The organism is Micromonospora tulbaghiae (assembly GCF_900091605.1).
In the GTDB taxonomy this organism is placed as follows: domain Bacteria; phylum Actinomycetota; class Actinomycetes; order Mycobacteriales; family Micromonosporaceae; genus Micromonospora; species Micromonospora tulbaghiae.
On record NZ_FMCQ01000006.1, the window covers coordinates 225,237 to 240,485 of the forward strand.

15 protein-coding genes are annotated in these 15,249 nt (G+C 74.7%); 7 read left to right on the forward strand and 8 right to left on the reverse strand.

Annotation, left to right across the window (positions count from 1 at the left end):
- Positions 1-55: 55 nt before the first annotated feature.
- Positions 56-781 carry a PP2C family protein-serine/threonine phosphatase gene (locus tag GA0070562_RS19165; protein ID WP_091423904.1) on the forward strand — a complete coding sequence of 242 codons (726 nt, stop codon included), beginning with the start codon at positions 56-58 and terminating at the stop codon, positions 779-781.
- A 3-nt stretch (positions 782-784) separates the two neighbouring features.
- Here GA0070562_RS19165 and hrpB read toward each other — a convergent pair whose 3' ends face one another.
- Together hrpB and GA0070562_RS19175 are read right to left on the reverse strand one after the other, a co-directional pair.
- Positions 785-3,394: an ATP-dependent helicase HrpB gene (hrpB, locus tag GA0070562_RS19170; protein WP_091423908.1), complete on the reverse strand. Its 2,610-nt coding sequence runs from the start codon at positions 3,392-3,394 to the stop codon at positions 785-787.
- Between the two features lie 131 nt (positions 3,395-3,525).
- Positions 3,526-4,347: a SigB/SigF/SigG family RNA polymerase sigma factor gene (locus GA0070562_RS19175; RefSeq protein ID WP_091423912.1), complete on the reverse strand. Its 822-nt coding sequence runs from the start codon at positions 4,345-4,347 to the stop codon at positions 3,526-3,528.
- A 333-nt stretch (positions 4,348-4,680) separates the two neighbouring features.
- Between GA0070562_RS19175 and GA0070562_RS19180 the strand changes: the two genes are divergently transcribed.
- A complete protein-coding gene (locus tag GA0070562_RS19180; protein ID WP_091423915.1) occupies positions 4,681-5,418 on the forward strand; it encodes a hypothetical protein in 738 nt (245 codons plus the stop codon).
- Here GA0070562_RS19180 and GA0070562_RS19185 read toward each other — a convergent pair.
- Positions 5,367-6,956 (reverse strand): phospholipase D family protein, encoded by a 1,590-nt coding sequence (locus GA0070562_RS19185; protein ID WP_091423917.1) that lies wholly within the window; start codon positions 6,954-6,956, stop codon positions 5,367-5,369. The two genes, GA0070562_RS19180 and GA0070562_RS19185, sit on opposite strands and share 52 nt — an antisense overlap.
- 140 nt (positions 6,957-7,096) lie before the next feature.
- Between GA0070562_RS19185 and GA0070562_RS30930 the strand changes: the two genes are divergently transcribed.
- Positions 7,097-7,225, forward strand: coding sequence for a hypothetical protein (locus tag GA0070562_RS30930; protein ID WP_255292629.1), 129 nt, complete (start codon positions 7,097-7,099; stop codon positions 7,223-7,225).
- 44 nt (positions 7,226-7,269) lie between these two features.
- On the opposite strand, the gene GA0070562_RS19190 is transcribed toward GA0070562_RS30930, so the two are convergent.
- Both GA0070562_RS19190 and GA0070562_RS19195 read right to left on the reverse strand, forming a co-directional pair.
- Complete coding sequence (locus GA0070562_RS19190; protein WP_091423920.1) at positions 7,270-8,256, reverse strand: pirin family protein; 987 nt, start codon at positions 8,254-8,256, stop codon at positions 7,270-7,272.
- Positions 8,257-8,267: 11 nt separating this feature from the next.
- On the reverse strand, positions 8,268-8,750 hold the full coding sequence (locus GA0070562_RS19195; protein ID WP_091423922.1) for a MarR family winged helix-turn-helix transcriptional regulator: 483 nt from the start codon (positions 8,748-8,750) through the stop codon (positions 8,268-8,270).
- Positions 8,751-8,863: 113 nt separating this feature from the next.
- Here GA0070562_RS19195 and GA0070562_RS19200 point away from each other — a divergent pair, with 113 nt between their 5' ends.
- Positions 8,864-9,448, forward strand: a complete 585-nt coding sequence (locus GA0070562_RS19200) for a DUF1684 domain-containing protein (RefSeq protein ID WP_091423925.1) — start codon at positions 8,864-8,866, stop codon at positions 9,446-9,448.
- 53 nt (positions 9,449-9,501) lie between these two features.
- Here the strand turns inward: GA0070562_RS19200 and GA0070562_RS19205 are convergent, their stop codons facing one another.
- The gene (locus GA0070562_RS19205; RefSeq protein WP_091424544.1) at positions 9,502-10,089 is read right to left on the reverse strand and encodes a general stress protein; all 588 of its coding nucleotides are present in this window, start codon (positions 10,087-10,089) and stop codon (positions 9,502-9,504) included.
- Positions 10,090-10,200: 111 nt separating this feature from the next.
- Between GA0070562_RS19205 and GA0070562_RS19210 the strand changes: the two genes are divergently transcribed.
- Together GA0070562_RS19210 and GA0070562_RS19215 are read left to right on the forward strand one after the other, a co-directional pair.
- Positions 10,201-12,018 carry a glycoside hydrolase family 15 protein gene (locus GA0070562_RS19210; RefSeq protein ID WP_091423929.1) on the forward strand — a complete coding sequence of 606 codons (1,818 nt, stop codon included), beginning with the start codon at positions 10,201-10,203 and terminating at the stop codon, positions 12,016-12,018.
- A gap of 82 nt (positions 12,019-12,100) precedes the next feature.
- The gene (locus GA0070562_RS19215; protein ID WP_091423932.1) at positions 12,101-12,601 is read left to right on the forward strand and encodes a metallophosphoesterase family protein; all 501 of its coding nucleotides are present in this window, start codon (positions 12,101-12,103) and stop codon (positions 12,599-12,601) included.
- A 2-nt stretch (positions 12,602-12,603) separates the two neighbouring features.
- On the opposite strand, the gene GA0070562_RS19220 is transcribed toward GA0070562_RS19215, so the two are convergent.
- On the reverse strand, positions 12,604-12,828 hold the full coding sequence (locus tag GA0070562_RS19220) for a DUF3072 domain-containing protein (RefSeq protein ID WP_091424546.1): 225 nt from the start codon (positions 12,826-12,828) through the stop codon (positions 12,604-12,606).
- A 101-nt stretch (positions 12,829-12,929) separates the two neighbouring features.
- Between GA0070562_RS19220 and GA0070562_RS19225 the strand changes: the two genes are divergently transcribed.
- The gene (locus GA0070562_RS19225) at positions 12,930-13,868 is read left to right on the forward strand and encodes an NAD(P)/FAD-dependent oxidoreductase (protein WP_175438806.1); all 939 of its coding nucleotides are present in this window, start codon (positions 12,930-12,932) and stop codon (positions 13,866-13,868) included.
- Positions 13,869-13,918: 50 nt separating this feature from the next.
- On the opposite strand, the gene GA0070562_RS19230 is transcribed toward GA0070562_RS19225, so the two are convergent.
- Entirely contained in the window at positions 13,919-15,208 is a 1,290-nt protein-coding gene (locus tag GA0070562_RS19230; protein WP_091423938.1) for a cation:proton antiporter, read from the reverse strand.
- Positions 15,209-15,249 lie beyond the last annotated feature (41 nt).

Sequence of the window (15,249 nt, forward strand, 5' to 3'; positions counted from 1 at the left end):
GATGTCAGTGATCTCCTAGAGACATCCGAGCCCTCGACCTGGCAGGCTGCGATCCATGACCCTGAAGCTTCGTTCCGTCGGAGCGAGCGACCGTGGGCTGATCCGCAGCGGTAACCAGGACGCGCAGCACGCGGGCGCCTGGCTGGTCGCGGTCGCCGACGGCATGGGCGGCATGGCGGCCGGCGACCTGGCCAGCCGCATCGCCATCGACGCGGTCGCCCCGCTGGACGTGGAGACGCCGGAGCACGCACTCGTCGCCGCGCTCCAGGGCGGGATCGAGCTGGCCACCGCGCGGATCCGCGGGGCCGTCGAGGAGGACCCGGAACGCCAGGGCATGGGCACCACGCTCACCGCGCTGCTGTTCGCCCGTACCGGCAGCTGCCTCGCGCTGGCGCACGTCGGCGACTCGCGGGCCTACCTGTACCGCGAGGGCGTGCTCAAGCAGGTCACCCGCGACGACACGTTCGTGCAGATGCTCGTCGACCAGGGCGTCATCACCGCCGAACAGGCCAGCAGCCACCCCCGGCGGGCCGTGGTGACCCAGGCGCTGCAGGGCGACGAGGTCTCCCCGTCGTACGCCACGATGGTGCCCCGGGCCGGTGACCGCTGGCTGCTGTGCAGCGACGGCCTCTCCAACGTGGTCCGCGCGGACACGCTTACCGAGGTGCTCAGCGAGCAGCCGGAACGCGACGCCTGCGCGGCCCGGCTGATCGACCTGGCGCTGCGGGCCGGCGGCCCGGACAACATCACCGTCGTGATCGCCGACGTGGTCGAGGAGTAGCCCTCACCGCCGGCGCGGGCTGGCCCGGCGGGTCGGCTCGGCGGTGGTCGGGTCCTCCGGCCAGGGATGGCGCGGGTAGCGTCCGCGCAGCTCCGCCCGCACCTGCGGGTACCCGGTGCGCCAGAACGAGGCCAGGTCGGCGGTGACCGCCACCGGCCGCCCGGCGGGGGAGAGCAGGTGCAGCAGCACCGGCATCCGCCCGTCGGCGATGCGCGGCACGTCCCGCCAGCCGAACGTCTCCTGGAGCTTGACCGCCAGCACCGGTGCGGCCGGGTCGGCGTAGTCGACCCGGATCCGCGAGCCGCTGGGCACCTCCAGGCGCTCCGGGGCCAGCTCGTCCAGCCGCGCCGCCTGCCGCCAGTCCAGCAGCCGCCGCAACGCCGCCGCCACGTCCACCCGGCCGAGGTCGGCCCGGCGCCGGGCGCGGGCCAGCTCCGGGCCGAGCCAGACGGGCGCGTCGGCGAGCAGCGCCACGTCGGAGACATCCGGCCAGTCGTCACCGAGCGCCTGACGGCAGAACGCCAGCCGGTGGCGCAGCGCGGTCGCCTCGGGCGTCCACCGCAGCAGCCCCGGCCCTTCCTGCCGCAGCCCGTCCAGCAGTGCCGCCGCGACCAGCTCCGGCTCCGGCGCGGTGAGCGGCCGGTCGACCAGCTCGACAGCGCCGAGCCGCTCCACCTCGCGGGCCACCACGTCCCCGCCGGACCAGGCCACCTCCCGTTCGGCGCGCAGCAGCGCCGCCCCGGCCTCCCGGGCGGTCGCCTCGTCGATCGGCGCGGCCAGCCGCACCCGGGCGGCCGGCGCGCCGGGGGAGCGGTCGGCCACCGCGACGGCCAGCCACGCCGCTCCGGCCAGCCCCGACCCGGGCGCCAGCCCCGCGGCGGTGCCGCCGGCCATCAGGTACGCGGACCCGCCCGGCCGCCGCGCCCGGGCCAGCCGTTCCGGGTACGCGAGCCCGGCGAGCAGCCCCGCGGCCAGATCGTCCGGCAGACGATCCCGCTCGTCTCCCGACGACCGCCCCGCGTCGCGCCGCTGCGCCGCCCGGCCGGCGGGCGCGCCGGTCTGTCGCCGGTCCGCCGGGCCGACGGGTGAGCCGGAGGGCTCGTCCGCGCCGTCGGCGGGCAGGGCGGCGCGTAGGCGGCGTACCTCGGTGCGCCAGCGCGCGGTGGCGGCCGGGTCGGCGCCGTCGCGCAGCCGCCGCCATCGGGCGGGCAGGTCGTCCCCCGTCCCGCCCAGCGTGTCCTCGCCGAGGATCGCCACCACCTGGGCGGCCCGTTCTGCGCCGACCCGGGGCGCGCCGTCCAGCAGCGCCCGCGCCAGCCGGGGATGCGTGCCCGCCGCCGCGACCGCCCGCCCGCGCGCGGTGATCCGGCCGTCGTGGTCCACCGCGCCGAGCGTGGTGAGCGTCTCCCGCGCCACTGTCAGCGCGGCCGGCGGCGGCGGGTCGGGCAGCGCCAGCCCGGTGCCGTCCGGTGTGCCCCAGGCCGCCAGCTCCAGCGCGAACCCGGTCAGGTCGGCGGTGGCGATCTCCGGTTCGGGCTGCGGTGCGAGCCGCGCGTGCGTCGCGGCGGACCAGCAGCGGTAGACCGCGCCGGGCGCCTCCCGTCCGGCCCGGCCGGCGCGCTGGGTGGCCCCGGCCCGCGACACCGGCACTGTGACCAGCGAACCCAGTCCTCGCGCCAGGTCGGTACGCGGCACCCGGCTCAGTCCGCCGTCCACGACCACCCGTACGCCGGGGACGGTCAGGCTGCTCTCCGCCACCGCGGTCGCCAGCACCACGCGCCGTCCGGCGGCCGGCGTGAGTGCCGCGTCCTGGGCGGGCCCCGGCAGCCGTCCGTGCAACGGCAGCACAGCGGTGTCGCGCAGGCCTGCGAGCCGGCCCGCGACGGCGGCGATCTCACCCGCGCCGGGCAGGAAGACCAGCACGTCGCCGTCGCGTTCGCGCAGCGCCCGGCGGACGGTGGCGGCCACGTGGTCGAGCAGCGCCGGGTCGACCCGGCCGGCGCCGGGCGGCGTCACCGGGCGCGGCGGCGGCGCCCACACCCGCTCGACCGGGTGCAGCGCGGCCTCGGCGCGTACCACGGGGGCGGGGTCACCGGCGCCGAGCAGCGCCGCGAACCGGTCCGTCTGCGGGGTGGCCGACATCGCCAGCAGCCACAGGTCCGGGCGCAGCGTCGCGCGGGCCTCGACGCTGAACGCCAGCGCCAGGTCGGCGTCGAGGTGCCGCTCGTGGCACTCGTCGAGCAGTACCGCGTCCACCCCCGGCAGCTCCGGGTCGTGGTGCAGGCGGCGGACCAGCAGGCCGGTGGTGACGACCTCGACCCGGGTACGCGGCCCGGCACGGCGCTCGCCGCGCACCGCGTACCCGATCCGGTCGCCGACCCGCTCGCCGAGCAGGGCGGCCATCCGGTGCGCGGCGGCGCGGGCGGCCACCCGCCGGGGCTGGGCGATCACCACGCGGCCGGTGACCGCGTCGGCGACCGCGAGCGGCGCGGTGGTGGTCTTGCCGGTGCCCGGTGGCGCCACCAGGACGGCGGCGCCGCGCTCGCGCAAGGCGCCGACGAGCGCCGGCAGGACCGGGCGGACCGGCAGGTCGAGCGGGACGTCGGCGAGCACCGACCCACTCTCGCACCGCGCCGCCGGACGGTCCGCGTCGCCCCCGGGACGCGGAACGGCCCGGCCGGCGCACCGCCGACCGGGCCCGGTGGGCCGCCGCGCCGGGTCCGCCGACCCGGCCGCCCCCCTTGCTAGTACGTTCCGTCGAGCTGACCGCGCAGCTTCGTCAGGGCCCGGGCCAGCAGCCGGGACACGTGCATCTGCGAGACGCCGATCTGCTCGGCGATCTGCGACTGGGTCAGGTTGCCGTAGAAGCGCAGCGTGAGGATCTTCTGCTCGCGCTGGTCGAGCGTGGCGAGCGCCGGGCCGAGGGCCACCCGCATCTCGGCCAGCTCGAACTCGCCGTCCTCGCCGCCGAGCAGGTCACCCAGCTCGGTGGCCCGCTCGCCGTCGCCGGTGGGGGTGGACAGCGACACCGCGTTGTACGCGCGGGCGCCCTCCAGGCCCTCCAGCACCTCTTCCTCGGTGAGCTTGAGGTGGGCGGCGATGTCGGCGACCGTCGGCGAGCGGCCGAGCGTCTGCAGCAGCGTGCTGTTGGCGTCGGAGATCGCCAGGCGCAGCTCCTGGAGCCGGCGGGGCACCCGGATGTCCCAGGTGCGGTCGCGGAAGTGGCGCTTCAGCTCGCCGATGATGGTGGGGATGGCGTAGCCGGCGAAGTCGACGCCGCGCGACGGGTCGAACTTGTCGATCGCCTTGATCAGACCGATCGCGGCGGTCTGCGCCAGGTCGTCGTTGGGCTCGCCCCGGCCGCTGTAGCGGTGGGCCAGATGGTTCGCCAGTGGCAGCCACGCCTCGATGGCGCGGTCGCGCAGCGCGGGCCGGGACGGGTGGTCGGCGGGCAGCGCGGCCATCGCGGCTAGCAGGTCGGCTGCGCTGTCGGTGAGCGAGCGGGGGTCGAGCTTCGCGGCGGCGGCCGGCGTGGTCGCCGGGGCGCTGATCGTGGGAGCGGTCATGGGTGGTCCTCCCTGCACCTCGTCCACGGAAGAAAAAAGACGTGACGCTTAGGTTTAGGTGTCGGTCGTACGTTCGGAAGCCACCATAGCCCGATCGTGCTGCGGAAATCTAGCCGAAAGTACGATGTACTTAAGGTGTAAGCAGCCACGAAAGGCGTGAGGCGGGCGATATCTCGCTCGGCAGGGTGGCGAGCGGCGTCGACCGGTCGGCCCCGGTCCTACCCCGGCCGGTCAACGTGGAATCCGACAGGTGGCCGAAGTGTCGCCTTTCTGTCGTTGTCCCGCCGACGGGACCGCCCGTACCGTCCGTAGCGACACGTCAACGGAGGCACCGTGCTGGATCCCGCCGCGCCGCAACTCGTCATCAACGCCCGGACGCTGCTGTTCAGCTGGCTCCCGGCGGATCCCGGCGCGGTCGACACGCTGCTGCCCGCCGGTTTGCGCCCGCACCCGCAGCGGCAGGTGTTCGTCAACCAGTACGTGGTCGACGACGAGACGCAGACCTCCGGCTTCGGGGCGTACTCGCTCACCTACGTCGGTGTCTCACTGGCGGACATGGACCCGCCCGACGGCGAGACGCCCGGTGGCTGGTGGACGCACTACTTCTCCTCCAGTGAGCGGGTCCGGCGGTACGCCGCCGCGCGGGGCGCGCCGGCCGCCGCCGGGGAGACCCGCCTCGACCTGCGAGGTGATCAGCTCACCGCCGAGACCCGGGCCGCCGACGGCACGCTGCTGATCCGGGTCACCGCCCGGGTCGGGTACACCGGCACCGAGGCGCACAACGGCCACCACCGCTACCTCACCCGCAGCGACGGTGAGCTGATCGTCACCGACTACCCGTACGTGGCCGAGCCGGTGTCACCGTTCGAGGTCGAGTCGGTGGAGTTCCCGGCCCGGGAGCACCCGGTCCACGCGCTGCGTCCGGCCAACCCGCTGCACGTGTGCTGGGGCTTCTACTCACCGCGCGTGTCGTTCGCGTACCCGGCCCGCCCGAACGTGCCGGACGAGGTGTCAGACCTTCACCAGGTGCCCGCCCGCCGGGCACGCAGCGGCCTGCCGTCCGGGTCGTAGACCAGCCGGTACGCGGGCAGCGCCCAGAGCCGCGTACGCCAGGGCAACCGCTCCGGGCGGTGCGGCCGCAACCGGCCCGGCGGACGGGGACCGGCCCGGCCCCCGGCGTGCCAGCGGTCCAGCTCGTCGGCCGCCGCGGTGACCGCCGCCACCGCGTCCGCCGGGTCCAGCAGGTCGTCGTCCTGCGCGCCGCCGGGATCGCGGTCCAGGTGCTCGCGCCACAGCCGCAGCCGCAGGTCGCGGGCGAACACGCGGGCGCCGTCGCCCAGCCCGGCCGGATCGGCCGGCGCCCGCTCGTCACGGGTGTCGTCGAGCACCGCGCAGGACAGCTCGCTGTCGTGCGTCCAGGACCGGCGGTTGAAGTTGTCGCTGCCCACGCTGGCCCAGACGTCGTCCACCACGCAGACCTTCGCGTGCACGTACACCGGCGTGCCGTCGTGGTTCTCCACGTCGAACACGTGCACCCGCTCCGGCGCGGCCCGGTGGCACAGCGACAGCGCCTGCTCCCGGCCGACCATGTTCGGCGGCAGCGCGAGCCGGCCGTCCACGTCCGGGTGCCGGGGGACGACCGCCACCAGGTGCAGGTCCGGGTGCTCGTGCAGCGCCTGCGCGAACAGCTCCGCCACCTCGGTCGACCAGAGGTACTGGTCCTCCAGATAGATCAGCCGCCGGGCCCGGCGTACGGCCTTGGTGTAGCCGCGGGCCACCGTGCGCTCGCCGTCCGGGGCGAACGAGTAGCGGGGCCGCACGGCCGGGTAGGTGCGCAGCACCTGCACGTGGTGCGGCCCGCATGGCGGCGGGTCGGCGGGCTGCTCGGGCAGCGGGTCCGGGCGCAGGTCCGAGCCGCGCAGCCGGTCCCGCAGGTATGCCATCGGGTTCTCCGAGTCCAGCGGCATCGGATCGGTCCACCGCTCCCGGAACGTGGTGTCGAGCGCGCCGACCACCGGCCCGCGTACCGCCAGCTGCACGTCGTGCCAGGGCGGTGTGGGGCCGTACCGGGGGGACATGCCGACCGGCTGCGGGTCGCCGGAGTGACCGGCGTCGTCGCGGCGGCTGTGGCACAGGTCGATCCCGCCGGCGAACGCGATGTCGCGGCTCGGGTCGCCGGGCCGGCGCAGCACCACGAGCTTCTGGTGGTGCGAGCCGCCGCGCCGGACCCGCTGGTCGAGCAGCACCTCGCCGCCGGCCGCGCGGATCGCCTCGCTGAGGTCGCGGTTCTCCGACTCGCTGTAGGAGAGCGTGTCGAGGTGGGAGCGCCAGACCAGCCCTTTGACGATCACGCCGCGCTGGGCGGCCTGGGCGAACAACTGCGCCACCGTCGGGCCGTCCGGGCGCAGCCGCTCGTCCGGGTCACCACGCCAGTCGGTGAAGAACAGGTGGTCGCCCGCCGAGAGTGACTCCACTTCGCTGACCAGGCGGTCGAAGTACGCGGCACCGTGAATCAGCGGCTCGGCGAGGTTTCCATCGGTCCAGACGGGTAATTCAGAGCCCGGGTTGGCGCGTTCCTGTGCGGTGAGGAACCAGTCCCGCAGAGTCACGTTCCACCCCCCGAGGTCGACGACGTCCTCACACGGTAGGACCCCCGGCAGGGCCCCGCACGTCGAGCAGCAGGTCGGCGTCGGTGCGCGCGTCAGGGGTGCGCCGGACCCCTGGACCGCGAAACCGAGGAGGCACCGACATGCCCGCCGAGACGACGAACACCGTGACCGACGACCGCGACCAGGCGGTGGAGGGGGAGCGGGGTGCGCTGGTGGCGGTCCTGTTGATGGTGATCCTCGGGGTGGCCGGGATCTTCGCCGTCTCCTGAGGCCGCGGCCGGGCGCCCCGGCGAACCGGGGCGCCCGTAGCAGGTCAGGGGCGGTCGCCCTGGCCGTCGCTGTGCGGCACCCGCCCGGTCGGGATCACCCCGAGCCGGCCGGCCTGGAAGTCCTCGACCGCCTGGATCAGCTCGGCCCGCGTGTTCATCACGAACGGACCGTAGTGGGCCACCGGCTCGCGGATCGGCTGGCCGCCCATCAGGTAGAGCTCCAGCGCCGGGGCGTTGGAGTCCTGCGTCCGGTCGGCGGTGATCCGCAGCGCCTCACCGGGCCCGTGCACGGCGAGCTGGCCGAGCTGGATCGGCCGCCGGTCGGTCCCGACCGTGCCTCGGCCGGCCAGCACGTACACCAGCGCGTTGAAGTCCGACCGCCACGGCAGGCTCAGCTCGGCGCCGGGCTGCAACGTGACGTGCGCGATGGTGATCGGCGTGTGCGTCGAGCCCGGACCCTGGTGCCCGGCGACCTCGCCGGCGATGACCCGGATCAGGCCGCCGCCGTCGGGCGTGGTCAGCAGCGCCGACTCCCGGCCGCGGATGTCCTGGTAGCGGGGCGCGCTCATCTTGGCCACCCGGGGCAGGTTGACCCAGAGCTGGAGGCCGTGGAACAGCCCGCCGCTCATCACCAGGTGCTCCGGCGGGGCCTCGATGTGCAACAGGCCACTGCCTGCCGTCATCCACTGGGTGTCGCCGTCGGTGATGGTGCCGCCGCCACCGGTCGAGTCCTGGTGGTCCATGATCCCGTCGATCATGTAGGTCACGGTCTCGAAGCCGCGGTGCGGGTGCCAGGAGGTGCCCTTCGGCTCGCCCGGCGCGTAGTCCACCTCGCCCATCTGGTCGAGGTGGATGAACGGGTCCAGCTCGGTCATCGGCACCCCGGCGAAGGCCCGGCGGACCGGGAAGCCCTCGCCCTCGTAGCCGCTGGGCGCGGTGGTGACCCGGCGGACCGCACGGTATTCGGTCGCCTCGCCGAGCTTCGGCAGGCGGGGCAGGACGAGGACGTCGTCGACGGTGATCGCGGGCATCGCGGGACTCCTTACTTGTCGGCCGGGGTGGACGACGCGGTGCGGTCGGCGCGCAGGCGCCGGCCGAGCCGCTCGAAGACCCGGGTGAGGCAGGCGACCTCGGCGTCGTCGAGGTCGTCGATCAGGTGGGCGCGCACGGAGCGCAGGTGGTGCGGCGCGGCCTCGCGCAGGGCGAGCAGGCCGGCCGCGGTGAGCACGGCCTCGCTGCCGCGCCGGTCGGCCGGACACGCCTCCTTCGCCACCAGGCCGCGCTTGCGCATCGTGGCGACCTGGTAGGTCAGTCGGCTCGGTGAGAACACCAGCCGGTCGGCCAGCTCACCCATGCGCAGCCGCTGACCGGGTGCCTCGGAGAGCAGCACCAGCACGTGGTAGTCGGCGAAGCTCAGGTCGCTGTCGGCGCGCAGGTCGTCCTCGAGCTGGGTGAACAGCCGCTGGCTCGACTCGATGTACGCGCGCCAACAGGCCATTCGCTCCGCGTCCAGGCTCTCCGTCATGGCCCCGAGAGTAGCACTATTTAAAATTTTAACAAGGGTGTCTGCCGTGGGTGGGTTCGCTAGACCGCAGTCTTATTAGAAGTTTGAACGTATGACCCGGCTAGGGTCGGGGGATGGGCGATCTCGACCTGCTCGACTGGCGGGAGCGGGTGGCCCGGCTCTACCTGTCCGACCTCGACCTGACCGGGTTCCGGGCCGCGCGCGACGAACTGTTCCGCACCCACCCGAGCAGCCCGGTGCCGCCCGCCGACCGGGCCGGCTTCACCGGGCTGCGCTGGTACCCGCCCGACCCGTCGGCCGTGGTGGAGGCACCGCTGCGCCCCGCTTCCGGGGAGCTGCGCATCGACACCGGCGGCCCGGACGGGGTGGTCGCCTACCGGCGCGCGGCAGTCGCCGAGACGCCGTGGGGACCGCTCACGCTGTGGTGGATCGAGGCGTACGGGGGCGGACTGTTCCTGCCGCTGCGCGACGCCACCTGTGGCGACGGCTCGTACGGCGGGGGCCGGTATCTCACCGACACCGTCAAGGGCACGTTCGGTCGCGGCCTGACCGTGCTGGCCGGCGACCGGGTCCGGCTGGACCCCAACTACCTCTACAACCCCAGCTGCGCGTACGACGACAGGTGGGCCTGCCCGCTGGCCCCGCCGGAGAACCGGGTGGACGTGCCGCTGCGCGCCGGTGAGCGGGCGTACCACTGACGCGGCGAGGGAGGACCCAGGCTGGGCCCTCCCTCGATGTCGCGTACCGCCGGTCAGCGGGCGGTGGCGCCGGTCGGTGTCAGGTGCATCCGGCTGAGCAGCTGCTGGGCCTGACCGGCCAGCTCCGCGTCCACCGTGACCGCGTACTGGGCGGCCCGCAGCGAACTCGCAGACGTGAAGTCACGCTGCCCACCGCTCATGGCGTGCGCGACCGCGCCGAACACAGCACCCCAGATCGCGCCGATCACCAGCCCGACCAGGATCACCGCCAGCCAGTTGCCCGCGGTGAAGATGCCGAACAGCAACCCGATGAACAGACCGAACCAGGCGCCGGTGCCGGCCCCGAGCAGGGCCGCCCGGCCCGTGGTGAGCCGTCCCATCACGGTCTCCACGAGTGTGAGGTCCGTACCGACGATCGAGGTACGTTCCACCGGGAACCTGTTGTCGGCCAGATAGTCCACCACGCGCTGGGCGGACGGATAGTCCGGATACGAACCGATCGTGACGGTAGTGGCCCCGGCCTGCGGGCCGTGCCCGTCCCCGCTCGGCGGCGTCGGGCGACCGCCCGGGCCGGACGGGAGGTTGTCGCTGCCCGGCATTCCGGGCTGCCAGGCCGCGGTCGGAGTCGAGGGTCTGGTCATGAGCATCCTCCTTCGTCAACCCGCCGCGTTCCCGCCGCCGGGCAGCGGTAACGCGCCGACCGGGACCGATGTGGCCAGGCATGGTGGCACCCGGGCCGGGTAGCCACAGTCGTGCCGACCCGACGGATCAGCGAGCACGGGTTCCTCGCCGACGGGCGCAGCGCCGCCCTGGTCGACCGGGACGGCGCGGTCAACTGGTGGTGCCCGCCCCGGTTCGACGCGCCGTCGGTGTTCGGGCGCCTGCTCGACGAGGACGCCGGCCACTGGAGCATCCGTCCCGAGGGCCCGGCCACCAGCAGCCGGTCCTACCTGGACGACACGCTGGTGCTGCGTACCGTCTTCACCACGGCGACCGGCACGGTCGCCGTCACCGACGCGCTGGCGCTGGAGCCCGGCGCGCGCGGTCACGACATCGGGATGCGCTCGCCGCGGGTGCTCGCCCGGCTGGTCGAAGGGCTGACCGGCGAGGTGCCGATGCGCGTCGAGTACGCGCCGCGTTTCGAGTACGGCCGGGTCGGCGCCTACCTCACCGAACGTGACGGGGTGGTGGCCGCCACGGCCGGCGCCTGCCGGCTGGAGTTGCGCGCCGACGTCCCGCTGACCATCGCCGAGGGGGCCGCCGCAGGACGGTTCACCGCCCGCGCCGCCAGCACCCACCGCTTCACCCTCGGGTACGCCCCGACGTATGCCGGCGGCGAACCGGCGCTGCCCGACGCCGCCGAGGTGGTGGCCGAGACAATCGCCGGCTGGCGGTCCTGGTCGGCGCTGCACGACTACCAGGGCGAGTACCGCGACGAGGTGCGGCGCAGCGCGCTCGCGGTGCAGGGGATGACCTACGCGCCCAGCGGTGCTGTCGTCGCGGCGGCCACCACGTCGGTGCCGGAGCGGCTCGGCGGCGACCGCAACTACGACTACCGCTACGTGTGGCTGCGCGACTTCAGCCTCACCCTCCAGGCGCTCTGGCGGGCGGCCTGTCCGGACGAGGCGGACCGGCAGTTCACCTGGGTGGCCCGGGCGATGGGCCGGATCGGCGACGAGCCGGTGCCGATCATGTACGGCGTCGAGGGGGAGCGGGACCTGACCGAGCACGACCTCGACCACCTGGCCGGGTACGAGCACAGCCGGCCGGTGCTCGTCGGCAACGACGCCTGGCGGCAGCGGCAGAACGACGTGCTGGGCGAGGTGCTCGACGCCGCCTGGCTGATGCGGTACTACCTCGACCCCATGTCACCGGAGGTCCGCGATCTGCTGCGGACGCTCGCCGACCAGGCCGAGCGCGGCTGGCACCGGCCCGACGCGGGGATGTGGGAGGGGCGCGGCCCGGAGCGGCACTACGTGTCGTCGAAGGTGGAGTGCTGGACCGCGCTGGACCGGGCGGTGCGGTTCGGCTCCCGCATCGGCGAGCCCGCCGACGTGGCACGCTGGGCCTCCGCACGCGACGAGGTACGGGCGGCGGTGCTCGCCCACGGCTGGAACGAGCGGGTCGGCGCGTACACCGGGGCGTTCGGCTCGGACGACCTGGACGCCTCGGTGCTGGTCATGCCGCTCGTCGGTTTCCTGCCGGCGGACGACGACCGGATGCGCGCCACGATGGACGTGCTGGAGCGGCGGCTGTCCCGCGACGGGCTGCTGCGCCGCTGGGACGGCGACCCGGCCGGGTTCGTGATCTGTTCGTTCTGGCTGGCCGCCTGCCTGGCCGAGGCGGGGGAACTGGACCGGGCGCGGCGGTTGGTCGAACGCCTCGCCGCCCGCACCAACGACCTCGGCCTGTACGCCGAGCAGATCGACCCGGACACCGGCGAGCAGGTGGGCAACTTTCCGCAGGCGTACTCACACATCGGCCTGATCGTCGCCGCCGGCCGGATCACCGACGCCGCCGCCCGCGCCGCCGCCGAGCGCCGCCCCGCCACCTCTTCCCGTCGATCATGAGGTTGACGGCGAAGTCGATCTCCCTGAGTGCCGCCAACTTCATGATCGACGGTGCAGGGAGGGAGTGGGGGAGGATGGGGGTGTGGAACTCGTGATCATGGCCGACACGCATGTGCCCAAGCGGGCGCGGGATCTGCCCGCGCCGCTGTGGGGGGCGGTGGAGGCCGCGGATGTCGTCGTGCACGCCGGGGACTGGGTGGACGTGGCGCTGCTGGACGCGCTGGAGGAGCGGTCGCGCCGGCTGGTCGGGGTGTACGGCAACAACGACGGGCCGGCGCTGCGCGCCCGGCTGCCCGAGGTGGCCCGCGTCGAGCTGGACGGCCTGCGGGTCGCCGTCGTGCACGAGACCGGCCCGAAGACCCGTCGCGAGGAGCGCTGCGCCGCCGCGTACGGCGACTGCGACCTGCTCGTCTTCGGGCACTCGCACATCCCGTGGGACAGTGTCGCCCCGGGCGGCCTGCGGCTGCTCAACCCCGGCTCACCCACCGACCGGCGGGCGCAGCCGTACGCCACGTACCTGACCGCCCGGGTGGCGGCGGGGCGGCTCGACCGGGTCGAGCTGCACCGCCTGCCCCCGCGCTGACCTCAGCGGCCCCGGCCGGTCTCCGCCTGGAGCTCGTCGATCCGCCGGGACGCCTCGGCCTTGGTCAGGCCCTCCGGCACCGGCTCGCCCGCCTCCTGGGCCAGGGTGTGCAGGTACGACTCCTGGGCGGCGGTGGGCGGCTCGTCGCCGGTGACCCAGTCGTCCGGGTCCTTGACGGCGGCGTCCGGGTTCACGTTCCTGCCGCTGGCGTTGTTGCGGTCGGCCATGTCGATCACCTCTCCTCGAACAGGTGTACCACTACCCCAGGCTCGGCGGGTTCATGCCGCCCGCCGCCTACGATCACCTGGTGACGGCGGACCGGACGGGCGTGGTGGTGGTCGGTGCGGGCATCGCCGGGGTGGCGTGCGCGACCGAGCTGGCGCGGGCCGGCGTCCCGGTGCGGGTACGCGAACGGGCCCGGGTCACCGGCGGGCGGATGGCCAGCAAGCGCTTCGACGGCCGCCCGGCCGACCTGGGCGCCGCGTACTTCACCGTGGACGACCCGGACTTCGCCGCCGTGGCCGACCGGTGGCGGGCCGCCGGGCTGGCGCGGGAGTGGACCGACACGCTCGTCGCGTACGGGCCGGGCGGGCGTCGGCAGGTCGCCGGCCCGATGCGCTGGGCCGCCCCGCGCGGGCTGCGCTCACTCGTCGAGCACCTGGCCGGCGACCTGCCGGTGACGCACGACCGGCTGGTGATGAGCGTCGACCCCGGCCCCCGGGTGGACGGCACCGAGGCCGAGGCGGTCGTGCTCGCCATGCCCGGCCCGCAGGCCGCGCTGCTGCTGGATCCGGCGCTGGCCGAGGCCACCCGGGCGGTGGCCGCGCAGCGCTGGTCGCCGGCGCTGAGCGGGGTGCTGCACTTCCCGGCCCGCCGCTGGCCGGACTTCCGGGGCGCGTTCGTCAACGACCACCCCGTGCTCAGCCTGGTCTGCGACGACGGCGACCGGCGCGGCGACGGCGCGCCGGTGCTCGTCGCGCACACCACCGCCGGGTTCGCCGCCGGGCACCTGCTCCAGCCCACCGCCGCCCGCCCGGCGATCGAGCAGGCGGTCCGCGACCTGCTCGCACTGCCCGAGCCGGCCGTGTCGGCCCACGTGCACCGCTGGACGTACGCGACCCCGGCCGCGCTCGCCGGGAGCGCCACGTTCCACCTGGACGACGACGGGATCGGCCTGGCCGGTGACGCGTTCGGCCGCCCGCGCGTGCAGACCGCCTGGCGCTCCGGTCGGGACCTGGGCCGCGCGCTCGCCGCCCGGCTGGCCTGATCCGGGTCGCCACCGGTCGGCTGGGCTGATCCGGGTCGCCGCCCGGACGCTCAGCCGGTGGCGCCCACGGGTTGCGCCGCCGACCCGGCCCGCGTGTCCTCGCCGGTGCGTTCGCCCTCCCGGTCCAGCAACTGCATGACCGGTGTCGCGGCGATGCCGTGCGCCACCACCGACACCACCACCACGAGACCGACAGTGGCCCAGACCAGATCCGCCTGCGGGAAGTCGGTCTTGCTGGTGGCGTACGCCAGGTAGTAGAACGAGCCGACGCCCCGGATGCCGAACAGCGAGATCACCCAGTGCTCGGCCGGTTTGCCCGGCGCCCCGCGCAGCGACAGCCACCCGGCCAGCGGCCGGATCACCAGCACCAGGGCCAGCCCGGCCAGCGCGGCCGGCCAGGTCAGCGGCGCGAGCAGCCCGCCGATCACGGCACCGCCGAACAGCAGCAGCAACAGCACCGTGAGCAGCCGCTCCACCTGTTCGGCGAAGTCGTGCAGCACGGAGTGGAACTCGTGCGTACGCTCGGCGGCCCGGATCGCGCGGGCGGCCACGAACACGGCCAGGAAGCCGTACCCGCCGATCACCTCGACCAGCCCGTACGCGAGGAACGTCGCGGCCAGCGCGAGGAAGCCCTCGGAGTGCTTGGCCAGCCGCAGCTTGCTCGGGGCGCGGAAGAACAGCTTGCCGAGCAGCCAGCCGACGAGCAGCCCGCCGCCCACCCCGGCGGCCAGCTTGTAGAGCACGTCCACGGCGAACCACTCGCCCAGCCAGCCGGACGGCGCGAGCCCGGTGGTGGCGATCGCGATGGCCGCGTACACGAACGGGAAGGCCAGCCCGTCGTTGAGGCCCGCCTCCGAGGTGAGCGCGAAGCGCACCTCGTCCTCCGAGTCCTCCACATCGGTCGGTTCGCCCACCTGCACGTCGGAGGCGAGCACCGGGTCGGTGGGGGCGAGCGCCGCGCCGAGCAGCAGCGCCGCGGCCGGTACCAGACCGGCCCACCACCAGCCGAGCAGCGCCACCGCGGCGATGCACAGCGGCATGGCGATCGCCAGCAGCCGCCAGGTCGACGACCAGCGGGACCAGCTCAGCGGACGGTCGATCTTCAAGCCGGCGCCCATCAGCGCGACGATCACCCCGACCTCGGTGAGGTGGGTGGTCAGCTCGGGCCAGCGCAGCGGGTCCGGTGTGGGCAGACCGGTGGGCAGCACGAAGACGAGCATGCCGAGCCCGAGGAACGCGATGGGCATCGACAGTGGCCGTCTCTCCAGCACCCGGGGAAGCACCCCGGCCAGCAGCGCACCGACGCCCAGCAGAGCGAACGCGACATCGACCGGTTCCACGGCACCACCCTTCCGTCGCCCGTAGGCCGGGCGGTGGAGTC